6 protein-coding genes, 2 tRNA genes and 4 rRNA genes are annotated in these 14,399 nt (G+C 55.4%); 7 read left to right on the plus strand and 5 right to left on the minus strand.

Annotation, left to right across the window (positions count from 1 at the left end):
• Window positions 1–34: 34 nt before the first annotated feature.
• From PSH59_RS00565 to PSH59_RS00595, 7 genes are all read left to right on the plus strand, one after another.
• A 16S ribosomal RNA gene (locus tag PSH59_RS00565) occupies window positions 35–1,571 on the plus strand.
• An 82-nt stretch (window positions 1,572–1,653) separates the two neighbouring features.
• Window positions 1,654–1,730: transfer RNA gene (locus PSH59_RS00570), tRNA-Ile, on the plus strand.
• Between the two features lie 30 nt (window positions 1,731–1,760).
• Window positions 1,761–1,836, plus strand: a tRNA-Ala gene (locus PSH59_RS00575).
• Window positions 1,837–2,070: 234 nt separating this feature from the next.
• Window positions 2,071–4,961, plus strand: a 23S ribosomal RNA gene (locus PSH59_RS00580).
• Between the two features lie 157 nt (window positions 4,962–5,118).
• A 5S ribosomal RNA gene (gene rrf, locus PSH59_RS00585) occupies window positions 5,119–5,234 on the plus strand.
• 109 nt (window positions 5,235–5,343) lie between these two features.
• Window positions 5,344–5,459, plus strand: a 5S ribosomal RNA gene (rrf, locus tag PSH59_RS00590).
• The 16S, 23S and 5S rRNA genes sit together here with 2 tRNA genes alongside, the layout of an rRNA operon.
• Before the next feature lie 328 nt (window positions 5,460–5,787).
• On the plus strand, window positions 5,788–7,668 hold the full coding sequence (locus PSH59_RS00595; protein ID WP_248084058.1) for a methyl-accepting chemotaxis protein: 1,881 nt from the start codon (window positions 5,788–5,790) through the stop codon (window positions 7,666–7,668).
• Between the two features lie 38 nt (window positions 7,669–7,706).
• Here the strand turns inward: PSH59_RS00595 and PSH59_RS00600 are convergent, their stop codons facing one another.
• From PSH59_RS00600 to PSH59_RS00620, 5 genes are all read right to left on the minus strand, one after another.
• Window positions 7,707–8,171 (minus strand): SRPBCC family protein, encoded by a 465-nt coding sequence (locus tag PSH59_RS00600; RefSeq protein ID WP_305394041.1) that lies wholly within the window; start codon window positions 8,169–8,171, stop codon window positions 7,707–7,709.
• Window positions 8,172–8,190: 19 nt separating this feature from the next.
• Window positions 8,191–11,565: an amino acid adenylation domain-containing protein gene (locus PSH59_RS00605; RefSeq protein WP_305394042.1), complete on the minus strand. Its 3,375-nt coding sequence runs from the start codon at window positions 11,563–11,565 to the stop codon at window positions 8,191–8,193.
• A complete protein-coding gene (locus PSH59_RS00610) occupies window positions 11,562–12,500 on the minus strand; it encodes a diiron oxygenase (protein ID WP_248084055.1) in 939 nt (312 codons plus the stop codon). Before PSH59_RS00610 ends, PSH59_RS00605 begins: the two co-directional genes overlap by 4 nt.
• Window positions 12,497–13,255 carry a DUF3050 domain-containing protein gene (locus tag PSH59_RS00615; RefSeq protein ID WP_305394043.1) on the minus strand — a complete coding sequence of 253 codons (759 nt, stop codon included), beginning with the start codon at window positions 13,253–13,255 and terminating at the stop codon, window positions 12,497–12,499. Before PSH59_RS00615 ends, PSH59_RS00610 begins: the two co-directional genes overlap by 4 nt.
• A 336-nt stretch (window positions 13,256–13,591) precedes the next feature.
• Complete coding sequence (locus PSH59_RS00620) at window positions 13,592–14,299, minus strand: GntR family transcriptional regulator (protein WP_305394044.1); 708 nt, start codon at window positions 14,297–14,299, stop codon at window positions 13,592–13,594.
• Window positions 14,300–14,399 lie beyond the last annotated feature (100 nt).

Here is a 14,399-nt window from a genome sequence, read left to right on the forward strand (position 1 = left end):
AAGTTTAGGGTTTCTTAAAAACCCAAAGATGTTTGAACTGAAGAGTTTGATCATGGCTCAGATTGAACGCTGGCGGCAGGCCTAACACATGCAAGTCGAGCGGTAGAGAGAAGCTTGCTTCTCTTGAGAGCGGCGGACGGGTGAGTAATGCCTAGGAATCTGCCTGGTAGTGGGGGATAACGTTCGGAAACGGACGCTAATACCGCATACGTCCTACGGGAGAAAGCAGGGGACCTTCGGGCCTTGCGCTATCAGATGAGCCTAGGTCGGATTAGCTAGTTGGTGAGGTAATGGCTCACCAAGGCGACGATCCGTAACTGGTCTGAGAGGATGATCAGTCACACTGGAACTGAGACACGGTCCAGACTCCTACGGGAGGCAGCAGTGGGGAATATTGGACAATGGGCGAAAGCCTGATCCAGCCATGCCGCGTGTGTGAAGAAGGTCTTCGGATTGTAAAGCACTTTAAGTTGGGAGGAAGGGCAGTTACCTAATACGTGATTGTTTTGACGTTACCGACAGAATAAGCACCGGCTAACTCTGTGCCAGCAGCCGCGGTAATACAGAGGGTGCAAGCGTTAATCGGAATTACTGGGCGTAAAGCGCGCGTAGGTGGTTTGTTAAGTTGGATGTGAAATCCCCGGGCTCAACCTGGGAACTGCATTCAAAACTGACTGACTAGAGTGTGGTAGAGGGTGGTGGAATTTCCTGTGTAGCGGTGAAATGCGTAGATATAGGAAGGAACACCAGTGGCGAAGGCGACCACCTGGACCAACACTGACACTGAGGTGCGAAAGCGTGGGGAGCAAACAGGATTAGATACCCTGGTAGTCCACGCCGTAAACGATGTCAACTAGCCGTTGGGAGCCTTGAGCTCTTAGTGGCGCAGCTAACGCATTAAGTTGACCGCCTGGGGAGTACGGCCGCAAGGTTAAAACTCAAATGAATTGACGGGGGCCCGCACAAGCGGTGGAGCATGTGGTTTAATTCGAAGCAACGCGAAGAACCTTACCAGGCCTTGACATCCAATGAACTTTCTAGAGATAGATTGGTGCCTTCGGGAACATTGAGACAGGTGCTGCATGGCTGTCGTCAGCTCGTGTCGTGAGATGTTGGGTTAAGTCCCGTAACGAGCGCAACCCTTGTCCTTAGTTACCAGCACGTAATGGTGGGCACTCTAAGGAGACTGCCGGTGACAAACCGGAGGAAGGTGGGGATGACGTCAAGTCATCATGGCCCTTACGGCCTGGGCTACACACGTGCTACAATGGTCGGTACAGAGGGTTGCCAAGCCGCGAGGTGGAGCTAATCCCACAAAACCGATCGTAGTCCGGATCGCAGTCTGCAACTCGACTGCGTGAAGTCGGAATCGCTAGTAATCGCGAATCAGAATGTCGCGGTGAATACGTTCCCGGGCCTTGTACACACCGCCCGTCACACCATGGGAGTGGGTTGCACCAGAAGTAGCTAGTCTAACCTTCGGGAGGACGGTTACCACGGTGTGATTCATGACTGGGGTGAAGTCGTAACAAGGTAGCCGTAGGGGAACCTGCGGCTGGATCACCTCCTTAATCGACGACATCAGCTGCTCCATAAGTTCCCACACGAATTGCTTGATTCATTGAAGAAGACGATAAGAAGCAGCCCGAAATTGGGTCTGTAGCTCAGTTGGTTAGAGCGCACCCCTGATAAGGGTGAGGTCGGCAGTTCGAATCTGCCCAGACCCACCAATTTTGTGTGGGAAACGCCTGTAGAAATATGGGGCCATAGCTCAGCTGGGAGAGCGCCTGCCTTGCACGCAGGAGGTCAACGGTTCGATCCCGTTTGGCTCCACCACTACTGCTTCTGACGTACGAAAGCTTAGAAATGAGCATTCCATTGTGATGATGGTGAATGTTGATTTCTAGTCTTTGACTAGATCGTTCTTTAAAAATTTGGGTATGTGATAGAAAGATAGACTGAACGTTACTTTCACTGGTAACGGATCAGGCTAAGGTAAAATTTGTGATTCATTACAAATTTTCGGCGAATGTTGTCTTCACAGTATAACCAGATTGCTTGGGGTTATATGGTCAAGTGAAGAAGCGCATACGGTGGATGCCTTGGCAGTCAGAGGCGATGAAAGACGTGGTAGCCTGCGAAAAGCTTCGGGGAGTCGGCAAACAGACTTTGATCCGGAGATGTCTGAATGGGGGAACCCAGCCATCATAAGATGGTTATCTTGTACTGAATACATAGGTGCAAGAGGCGAACCAGGGGAACTGAAACATCTAAGTACCCTGAGGAAAAGAAATCAACCGAGATTCCCTTAGTAGTGACGAGCGAACGGGGACTAGCCCTTAAGTGGCTTTGAGATTAGCGGAACGCTCTGGAAAGTGCGGCCATAGTGGGTGATAGCCCTGTACGCGAAAATCTCTTAGTCATGAAATCGAGTAGGACGGAGCACGAGAAACTTTGTCTGAATATGGGGGGACCATCCTCCAAGGCTAAATACTACTGACTGACCGATAGTGAACTAGTACCGTGAGGGAAAGGCGAAAAGAACCCCGGAGAGGGGAGTGAAATAGATCCTGAAACCGTATGCGTACAAGCAGTGGGAGCCCACTTTGTTGGGTGACTGCGTACCTTTTGTATAATGGGTCAGCGACTTATTTTCAGTGGCGAGCTTAACCGAATAGGGGAGGCGTAGCGAAAGCGAGTCTTAATAGGGCGTCTAGTCGCTGGGAATAGACCCGAAACCGGGCGATCTATCCATGGGCAGGTTGAAGGTTGGGTAACACTAACTGGAGGACCGAACCGACTACCGTTGAAAAGTTAGCGGATGACCTGTGGATCGGAGTGAAAGGCTAATCAAGCTCGGAGATAGCTGGTTCTCCTCGAAAGCTATTTAGGTAGCGCCTCATGTATCACTGTAGGGGGTAGAGCACTGTTTCGGCTAGGGGGTCATCCCGACTTACCAAACCGATGCAAACTCCGAATACCTACAAGTGCCGAGCATGGGAGACACACGGCGGGTGCTAACGTCCGTCGTGAAAAGGGAAACAACCCAGACCGTCAGCTAAGGTCCCAAAGTTATGGTTAAGTGGGAAACGATGTGGGAAGGCTTAGACAGCTAGGAGGTTGGCTTAGAAGCAGCCACCCTTTAAAGAAAGCGTAATAGCTCACTAGTCGAGTCGGCCTGCGCGGAAGATGTAACGGGGCTCAAACCATACACCGAAGCTACGGGTATCACGTAAGTGATGCGGTAGAGGAGCGTTCTGTAAGCCTGTGAAGGTGAGTTGAGAAGCTTGCTGGAGGTATCAGAAGTGCGAATGCTGACATGAGTAACGACAATGGGTGTGAAAAACACCCACGCCGAAAGACCAAGGTTTCCTGCGCAACGTTAATCGACGCAGGGTTAGTCGGTCCCTAAGGCGAGGCTGAAAAGCGTAGTCGATGGAAAACAGGTTAATATTCCTGTACTTCTGGTTATTGCGATGGAGGGACGGAGAAGGCTAGGCCAGCTTGGCGTTGGTTGTCCAAGTTTAAGGTGGTAGGCTGGAATCTTAGGTAAATCCGGGATTCTAAGGCCGAGAGCTGATGACGAGTTAACTTTTAGTTAACGAAGTGGTTGATGCCATGCTTCCAAGAAAAGCTTCTAAGCTTCAGGTAACCAGGAACCGTACCCCAAACCGACACAGGTGGTTGGGTAGAGAATACCAAGGCGCTTGAGAGAACTCGGGTGAAGGAACTAGGCAAAATGGCACCGTAACTTCGGGAGAAGGTGCGCCGGTGAGGGTGAAGGACTTGCTCCGTAAGCTCATGCCGGTCGAAGATACCAGGCCGCTGCGACTGTTTATTAAAAACACAGCACTCTGCAAACACGAAAGTGGACGTATAGGGTGTGACGCCTGCCCGGTGCCGGAAGGTTAATTGATGGGGTTAGCTAACGCGAAGCTCTTGATCGAAGCCCCGGTAAACGGCGGCCGTAACTATAACGGTCCTAAGGTAGCGAAATTCCTTGTCGGGTAAGTTCCGACCTGCACGAATGGCGTAACGATGGCGGCGCTGTCTCCACCCGAGACTCAGTGAAATTGAAATCGCTGTGAAGATGCAGTGTATCCGCGGCTAGACGGAAAGACCCCGTGAACCTTTACTATAGCTTTGCACTGGACTTTGAATTTGCTTGTGTAGGATAGGTGGGAGGCTTTGAAGCGTGGACGCCAGTTCGCGTGGAGCCAACCTTGAAATACCACCCTGGCAACTTTGAGGTTCTAACTCAGGTCCGTTATCCGGATCGAGGACAGTGTATGGTGGGTAGTTTGACTGGGGCGGTCTCCTCCTAAAGAGTAACGGAGGAGTACGAAGGTGCGCTCAGACCGGTCGGAAATCGGTCGTAGAGTATAAAGGCAAAAGCGCGCTTGACTGCGAGACAGACACGTCGAGCAGGTACGAAAGTAGGTCTTAGTGATCCGGTGGTTCTGTATGGAAGGGCCATCGCTCAACGGATAAAAGGTACTCCGGGGATAACAGGCTGATACCGCCCAAGAGTTCATATCGACGGCGGTTTTGGCACCTCGATGTCGGCTCATCACATCCTGGGGCTGAAGCCGGTCCCAAGGGTATGGCTGTTCGCCATTTAAAGTGGTACGCGAGCTGGGTTTAGAACGTCGTGAGACAGTTCGGTCCCTATCTGCCGTGGACGTTTGAGATTTGAGAGGGGCTGCTCCTAGTACGAGAGGACCGGAGTGGACGAACCTCTGGTGTTCCGGTTGTCACGCCAGTGGCATTGCCGGGTAGCTATGTTCGGAATAGATAACCGCTGAAAGCATCTAAGCGGGAAACTAGCCTCAAGATGAGATCTCACTGGAACCTTGAGTTCCCTGAAGGGCCGTCGAAGACTACGACGTTGATAGGTTGGGTGTGTAAGCGCTGTGAGGCGTTGAGCTAACCAATACTAATTGCCCGTGAGGCTTGACCATATAACACCCAAGCAATTTGAGAACCTGAAAGGGCATCAGATTGCGGTGTGTGAAGACGAGACGAACCGAAAGTTTGTAGATCGCAAAACACCGAAAGCTGTCACATACCCAATTTGCTGAAGCGAGGCCGTTTGGTCACGAGTCAGTACACGAATTTCTTGACGACCATAGAGCATTGGAACCACCTGATCCCATCCCGAACTCAGCAGTGAAACGATGCATCGCCGATGGTAGTGTGGGGTTTCCCCATGTGAGAGTAGGTCATCGTCAAGATTAAATTCCAGAACCCCTGTTTGCTCACGCAGACAGGGGTTTTGTTTATGTAGAAGTCCATGAATTTCATCGGCACGTTGCTAACGCGACGGTTCGATACACAGAATTTCTTGACGACCATAGAGCATTGGAACCACCTGATCCCATCCCGAACTCAGCAGTGAAACGATGCATCGCCGATGGTAGTGTGGGGTTTCCCCATGTGAGAGTAGGTCATCGTCAAGATTGAATTCCAGAACCCCTGTTTGCTAACGCAAACAGGGGTTTTGTCGTTTAGAGGCGAACGATCACGTCATGTTTTCTCTCTCCGCGACAATTCACATTCGTAGACTCATCTGGACCGACCGAAGCAGGCTGCTGACTACCGCTGGTCTATTTCCTACGTAAAAAGCGACTTTTTCCCACAACTTCCTAAGTTTTGCGTCGATTTGGCCGAAAGCCTGATGAGCCATGCGTGCACCGAAACAGTGCGGACTGACAGTCCGCTCACATACCGTTCATGGAATGTTTCACCTTGCACGCTCATCCCCCTTTGGCAAAAGAAGTCGATGAAATGAATCTCAAGTTCAGTCATAAAATTCTGTTGGCCGCGTCAGGCGTTGTGGTTCTAGCCTTCGCGTTGTTCACCCTTTACAACGATTACCTGCAGCGCAGCACAATTAAACAGAACCTGGAGTCGTCTATCCAGCAATCCGGTGAGCTCACCGCCAGCAGTGTGCAGAACTGGCTCAGTGGGCGAATACTGGTGCTTGAAAGCCTGACGCAAAACGTTGCCCACCAAGGCAGTGCCGCCGATCTTCCAGGCCTGGTCGATCAACCTGCGTTCACCTCGAACTTCCAGTTCACGTATGTCGGCCAAACCAACGGCGTGTTTACCCAGCGCCCGGATGCAAAAATGCCCGACGGTTATGACCCCCGTCAGCGCCCCTGGTACAAACAAGCCGTGGCGGCGGATAAACCCATGCTCACGCCGCCCTATATGGCTGCCGTAGGTGGGCAGATTGTCACTATCGCCATGCCGGTGAAAAAGAACGGCGAACTGCTTGGTGTCGTCGGCGGCGACCTAAGCCTGCAAACCCTGGTGAAAATTATCAACTCGGTGGATTTCGGCGGCATCGGCCATGCGTTCCTAGTCAGTGGCGACGGCCAGGTCATCGTCAGTCCTGACGAAGACCAAGTGATGAAAAACCTCAAGGACATCTACCCCGGGACCAGCGTTCGCATTGAAAAGCTCAACCAGGATGTCGTCCTCAAGGGCCAGGATCGTATTCTGTCATTCACTCCGATCAGCGGCCTACCAGGCGCGGATTGGTACATCGGTCTGTCGATCGATAAAGACAAGGCCTACGCCCCTCTGGGGAAATTCCGAACTTCCGCATTGATCGCCATGTTGATTGCCGTCGTTGCGATTGCTGTGCTCTTGAGCTTGCTGATTCAAGTCTTGCTGCGCCCCCTGACCACCATGGGCGTTGCGATGCAGGACATTGCTCAGGGGGAGGGTGACCTGACTCGTCGTCTCGCCGTTACCAGCAAAGATGAGTTTGGCGAAGTGGGCAGTGCGTTCAACCGGTTCGTGGAGCGTATCCACGCCTCGATTTCCGAAGTATCGTCCGCAACACGCCAGGTTCATGACCTGTCGCAACGGGTAATGGCGTCGTCCAACGCCTCTATTATCGGTTCTGACGAGCAAAGCGCGCGCACCAACAGTGTGGCTGCGGCAATCAACGAACTGGGTGCTGCCACCCAGGAAATCGCGCGTAACGCCGCTGATGCTTCACAGCACGCCAGCGGTGCCAGCGAGCAAGCTGACGACGGACGCAAAGTGGTGGAGCAAACCATTCTGGCAATGTCGGAGCTGTCGCAAAAAATCAGTTTGTCCTGTACTCAGATCGAAACCCTGAACGCCAGCACGGACAACATTGGTCACATCCTCGATGTGATTAAAGGTATCTCCCAGCAAACCAACCTGTTGGCACTGAACGCCGCGATTGAAGCCGCACGTGCGGGTGAGGCAGGACGAGGCTTTGCCGTGGTCGCTGACGAAGTGCGCAACTTGGCTCACCGTACCCAGGAGTCCGCCGAAGAGATTCATAAGATGATCACTTCTCTGCAAGTGGGCTCGCGTGAGGCGGTGACCACCATGAACGCCAGCCAGGCCTCCAGCGAGGAAAGCGTCGAGGTCGCCAACCAGGCCGGTGAGCGCCTGGTCAGCGTGACGCAGCGGATCGTCGAGATCGACGGCATGAATCAGTCCGTCGCGGCCGCCACCGAGGAGCAGACTGCCGTGGTGGAAACCCTCAACGTAGACATCAACCAGATCAATCTGCTGAACCAGCAGGGCGTGGCCAACCTCAACGAAACGCTGAAGGATTGCGATGCGTTGTCGCAGCAGGCTAATCGGTTGAAGCAACTGGTCGACAGTTTCAAGATCTGACCCATCACCTGTGTGCGTAGGAGCGAGCCGTCGCGCTCCTACGGCCTGCTCAGCAAACGACGTACATTGTCCAGCGCGCTGTCTGCGAAGTCCTGCACAAACTGTTCAAACCCCTTCTGTGCCGCCTCTACGGGCTCGGCAATGATGGTCCAGGTGACTCTGGAACAACGCGTTCCCAGAGCCTCGACGTTAATGGCTGACCACAATCTGGCCACACCCAGGGTGTTGTAGATCGTGGTCCATGTCATGTGCATGGCGTGCTCATCCCGACTGTTGAGCTGTTCAACCACACGGTTGCCATCTCGGAAGAACTTCGTGCGCAATGCACCTACGCCGGTACCGGTCATTTCAATATGCGTCAGGTCGGTGATGAATACATCGAACCTGGAAAATTCCCCCACCATGTCCCACAAACGGCAGGCCTGGCAGTCGACCACTACAGAGGCCACTATCGGCCGGCCAGTCGGGTTGTGGATTAACGTATCGGGTTGCAGCAGATTCATGAGGTTGTCCTGGGGCCGTTCATAGAAAGCCGATAGCCTTGAGGTAATTGCAGCCTTTGCTCAATAGCGTGGGTTCTTTGTCGGGATACCTCTCGCCCATCTGCTGAACGCCATGGCGCGCGTTGTCGTGAAGGATCATCCCGGTGTCGCCGATGTCTTCATCCAGGCCATCAAGATAAAACCCGAGTACGCCGAACAGCGCGTTGTCCTGGTCCACAGTCCTTAGCGCCTCCTGCCATCGCGCGAGGCTCACTCGCTCGAACGTGTGACCCGACCGGCTGAACGCATCCAGATAGTCCCCCCAGCTCAAAGGTTGTGGGTTATGTAGGTTGAACACGTTTCTATCGGCTTGGAAACGACCACTGTGGAAGGCAATGAAGCGAGCCAGGAAATCCACCGGCATCAGGTCGAAATTCAGATCGAGTCGTGGAAGCAGGCCCAATTGCAAAGAGCCTTTGAGCATCAGCAACAGGCGATTTTTTTGCGGCTGACAGACCCCGTTACGGCTGTTGAAACTGACGTTTCCAGGACGATGAATATTCACCCAGGCTCCCTGTTTGAGTGCATGTCCCAGATGCCGCTCCGCCACCCACTTGGACAGGTTGTAGCCATTCTTGATGTACACCGGCAATGTGGCTGCGGCGGGGGTTTCAAGTACATGACCAAGCGTGTCGACGCTACTGCAGGCTGATAACGTCGATACAAAATTGAAGACCTTCTTGCTGCCTGTCTCGCACAAACGCAGGCATTCGAATATAGGGTCGACGTTGTCGCTGGCCAGTGAGGCATAGTCCATTACGTGGTTGACCTGGGCCGCATTGTGCACCAGCACGCCGAAGCCTTCGACGAGGTAGTCGTAGACGTTACTCGCCAAGCCCAATCGAGGCCGGCTGATGTCCGCGGCAAATACCTGCACCCTGCTCAGGTCCAGGTGTTCCAAACGGTAATCACGCAGCGCCTGGTTAAAACGCGCCATCGCTGACTGCCCCGGTCGCTCTCGCACCAGGCACGCCACCGAAGTTGCGCCATTGGTAACCAGGGCTTGGACGATATGTACGCCGACAAAACTGTTGGCACCGGTGACGATCACTTTGTATGGATCGCCGGCGAAGTCCTCGTGCAGCGTGTTGAGCGTCCACTTGCGTTGGGCATCCCGGACCGCCTTGCCGAAGCAGGCGTCGGGGCGCTCACTTTCCTCGATCAGCGCCGCGAGTGTACGGACCGTTGGTGCTTCAATGAACGGGCTCAGCGCAAAACTGCGGCCACATTGCTCGCGAACACGTAGCAACAACGTCGACAGCAAAATCGAATGGCCGCCGAGGTCGAAGAAGCTGTCATCGATCGCGACGTTCTCCACCGGCAGCGCCAAAAGCTCGCCCCAAAGGTCGCGCAGCCGAGTTTGCAGCGGGGTGTGAGCAGGACAGGAGGCCAGCTGCACCAGGGGAGGTGGCGGCAGAGCCAGTAGCGCCTGGCGGTCGACTTTACCGTTTGCCGAGTGGGGCATGCGGGGCACCTCAAGCCAGGATCCCGGTTGCAGATAATCCGGTAACCACTGCCGTGCATGTCTGCGCAGCGCCGCTACGGTGGCGCCTGGTTCAGGCTGGGCGGCAAAGGCGTGGATCCGGCGGTCACGGTCAATCACCACGGCCAGCTCGCGATATAGCCGGCTGTTGCGCAGACATTGTTCAATCTCTTGGGGTTCGACCCGAAAGCCGCGGATTTTGACCTGATCATCACGCCGCCCGCCCAACATAATGCCCTCTGCGGTCCACTGTGCAAGGTCGCCGCTGCGGTACGCCTGAACGACGTGGCCACCTGTCTGCAATTGGACAAACGCGCTGGCGGGCTGCGACGTCGCGCTCACATACCCCAGGCTTACCCCAGGGCCAACGATGTAGATTTCGCCCGTTACCTGTTCTTCCACGGGCTGCAGTTTTTCATCGAGGATCAGCACTTGGCTGTTAGCAATGGGGTAGCCAATGTTGCGACAGTTGTCGCCGGGAGCCAGCGTTCGGTGTGTGACCAACACTGTGGTCTCGGTGGGACCGTAGAGGTTGTGAAGCTGGCATTGCCCGGCCAGTTGCTCTATCACATGGGGCTCGCAGGCATCGCCACCGGTCAGCAGGTGCGTCACCCCCAGCGGCTGATCCAATGGCAAGGTACTGAGCAGCGCGGGCGGGATGAATGCATGGGTAACGCGCTGCCGGCGCAGTAACGCCACCAGTTGCAGAGGATCGCGTCGTTGCTCCTCGCTCGGGACAACCAACATGGCGCCTGAGATCAAGGAGGGAAAGATATCGATCAACGATGAATCGAAACTCAAGGGCGAAAACTGCAACACCCGACTGTGTTTATCCAGTGCCATCCGGGCCTCGAACCAGGCTGTGAAATGCGCCAGGTTGCCTTCGCTGAGCAGCACGCCCTTGGGCTGGCCAGTGGTTCCCGATGTGTAGAGCATGATGCACGGCGCATTCAGGCGATCGCCGGCGTCTGTCGGCTGGAACAGCGGGGCGGTGTTGCCCGTGCCGACCGCGCTGACATCCAGTGAAGGGAACCGCTCCCGCAAAGGGTGCTGACCGGTATCCAGCAATGCCCGGGCCCCGGCGTTTTCAAGCATGACCTCATGCCGTTGAGCAGGCTGCTCAGGTCCCAGCGGCAAGTACACCGCACCACAGCCCAGTACCGCGAGTATGCCGGCGTACAAATCGACGGATTTTTCGAGGCAGACGCCGACCACTGGCGGCGCAGTGCGCGTCTCCAGCAACGGGTGCAGGCGCTGCTGGATTGCCGTGGCGCGGGCATGCAACTGGCGGTAGGTCACCTCCCGCCCGGCGATGCTCAGTGCTGGCCGGTCGGCGAAAGCGTACAGGCTCGCGTGAATTCGTTCGATCACCGGCACCCTGGCCGTTTGCATCAGCGCGAGGTTTTGGGTGCGATTGAACCGATGCATAAAGGCCAGCGTTTCGAGTGCCTGCAAACCCTGCTCGGGCCAGTCCGTAGCGATCGCACTCATAGAAAAGTAATCAGGGTCTCTTGAAAAACCACTGACGTGCAGCGTCACCCAATCGACCAATGCGCTGGTCACCTGCCGACACAGCCGTTGCCCGTTGCCGCTGGGCTCCTCGGCAATGTTCAGAACAGCCGACAACCGTCGATCACGGTCGTAGGCACGCACTTGCAGCGCAGGCAGCCCGCACTCGGTTACCGGGCCAATCCCCGCGCGCAGGCTTAAGCAGGGGGTGCTGCCCGCGTCATCCGGGAGCGGCAGGCTACCGTCTTCAATCCATAGGTCGAAGGCTTCTTGCGCCGACACATGGCCGTACTGTTCCAGCACCGGCCTGATAGCGGCTAGTGCATTGCTGGTACCTCTCCAGCCGATTGCCAGGCGCCTCATACAGGCACCGGCAGGTAGTCGTGCATTGCCTGCGCCACGCTGGGTGTTTGCAGCAGGCCGCTGTGGCGCAGGAAGCTCACGATATTGCCCATCAACGGGTGCCGGTGGGTGATGGGAAACGCCATCGCGAGGATTTCAGCGCGCAGTGTGCTGCGCAGGTCGCTGCCGATATTCAGCTGCTCTATCAGGTGCAGATCGAAGTTTTTCTGCAACTCGTTGGTCAGGTAGCGCGCCAGGAATATCGGCAACACCTGGGCGATGACGTCGCGATCGTCCGGGCTGGCCGTGCGCCAATAGCGTTGTACCAAGCGAGTCCAGAATTGCGCGTGGCGGCCTTCGTCAAACAAATGGTCGGCCATCAAGCCACGGATGGAGGCTTTTACAGTGAGGTCCTTGGAAAACGCGGCCACATCTTGGGTGACGGTATTTTCGGCGATGGCCACGGCAATCAGCTCTACCGCATCGTGCAGGTAGGCCGGCGCATGAGCCTTTGCCGCCGAGAGCGCTTTGCTCAGCTCGATTTGCTCTGGCAGTTCGAGTGGTTGTATGCCGGTCATCTCTACGGTTTGTTGCAGGAAGTCCAGCGCGACGAGGGCGTGGTAGTCCTCGTCCACCACCACCGTCATCGCATCAATGCGGCAGGCGAGGGGGAAAGGCACCGAGAAGCGGTTCTTGGCGATGTCGCGTGCGGTCTTTTCGACAATTTCGGTCTCGAAGATCACCACATCATTGATGAATTTGTAGAAGCTCTGTGCCAGGACGAAGTCGCGACATTGCGGGCAGTGCTCCATAAAGCTTGCACTGAGTACCAGGGGCTGGCGGCACAGCGGATAGATCAGTTTGTCGTCGTTTTCCAACAGGCGGCGGGGCCGGGTGCGAATGGTTGCGCGGCGTTCCCAGTCGTCGGCAATTGAGGTGTAGGCGGCAACCTTCATGGCTGCACCTCTTGCAGCGCGGCCTGCACCTCGTCCCAGAGCGTGATCCGGTTTTGCATGGCACTCAGGGCTGCATCACTGGCGTGCCTGGGGTAAACCGGGTCTTTAGCCACCAAGCGGTCGAGCAACTGGGCAGCTGCCGGCCCATGACTCTGCGCGTCCAACTCAATATGACGTTCAAGGTAGCCACGCAAGGCGGGCGCCTGAAGCCGGATGAGCGTGTCTGACTGTAAGAGGTGTCTGAACATGCTCGGGATGACGTGCTCGCGTCCGTAAAAAAACGCCGCTGCCACACGGTGGGTGGGGGCGTGCCGCGCAACGTGCAACGTCTCGCTGACGAATCGGATTGCGCCAGCAGGCGCATCGATCATGTGCAGGGCGGTGCTTGCTTCCACGCCTTCGCGTTGCAGCGTAATGAAACGGTTGATCGCCCGCGTGTTGGCGCCGACTTCGGCCATGGCTTCCAAGTACCACTCGAAATGGCTGCAGTGGCCGTGCCTGGGGTGTTCGTCTGACTCTTCACCCAGCACAATTTCATTGATCAAGCGCGCGGCCTGCGGGTCCGCGGGTGGCAGCCAGGGCAGGCGAGTGCAGGTCAGGTCCTGTTGCAGGCGTTTGGTGAGTGTCATGAAATCCCAAACAGCGAAGATATGGTGTTCCATGAAAACCTGTAACTTGCGCTGTGAGGTTATTTCCGAAAATAACGAATGGCCACATAACTGATGTTGTTTTTGTTCAATTAACGATGATTGCATGGATGATGCCTATTAGTTGTTGCGTCTGCCGACTGACAGCGTTGGGCCGTCGTGATCAGCAAGGAGATAAACAGCTATAAACCAGGCTTTGCGCGCCCGAACGCTCACGGGGGTGAGGCGGCGCTATTGAATGAAGAGTCTGGTTTAGCCGTGAAAGATAATAGGCGGGATAAATAAGTCGACGAGCGTATGAGTGTATTAGATGTTTTTCTAAATAATATTAGCTGTCGGTAAGTTGCTTTGTGATAGTAGGAAGTTTCTTGGGCGCGGGGCACTATCCGTTAGATAGACGTCCCCGACACGCAGGAGGCGCAACACCAGTGTGTAGACACTTTGTTAAGTTTTTTGCTTGCGAGCGGCTTCGAGCCCGCTGAGGTATTGGGTAATCACCTCCATTCCTCGCATCAAGTGATTACGTAAAGTCAGGACGCTTTCCTCGACTTTCTTTTGTGCCACCAGGTTCAACAGTTCACGGTGGTCTGCCTGAGACATCTGGCCCAGCCCCATCGCTTCAAGGTTGAAACGCAGGAACCGCTCCTCCTCGTTCAATCCATGCTCCACCAATTTGAGCAGGCGCTGGTTAGGGGCCTTGCTGTAAAGGGCCATGTGAAACAAACGATTGAGGCGGCCGATCTCGGCGTAGTCTTTTTCCTGCTCCAGAGCGTTGATGAATGCATTGGCCTCGGCGATGTCGGTGTTGGTCAACGACGGAATCGATAAGCGCAAGGCTTCGGACTCCAGCAGCATTCGCAGTTCGTAGGTCTCTGCCGAATTGTCCTCTATCAAAGGGGCTACCACGGCTCCTTTATGGGTCACCACCTGCACCAGTGACTGCGCCTCCAACTGGCGCAAGGCTTCACGCACCGGCATACGGCTTACCCCGAACAGGCTGGCCAACTCCTGCTGACGCATGGCGGTACCGCAGGGCAATCGGCCATCGAGGATGGCATTGCGCAAGGTTTCTTCAATCACGGAGCGAGCAAGGTGGGCGGGAATGGGACCGCTGACCTTGATGCTGTTCAAAGGGGTCGGCTTCTGCGTCACGGTTACGTAATGCTCCTTGTTCGGAGGGTGCTGGCTAATTGGATCCAATGAACACTAGAGACTGCCCAGAAGCTTGTCAAACAGGCACGGTTTCGGCTTG

It is taken from the genome of Pseudomonas sp. FP2309 (assembly GCF_030687575.1).
In the GTDB taxonomy this organism is placed as follows: domain Bacteria; phylum Pseudomonadota; class Gammaproteobacteria; order Pseudomonadales; family Pseudomonadaceae; genus Aquipseudomonas.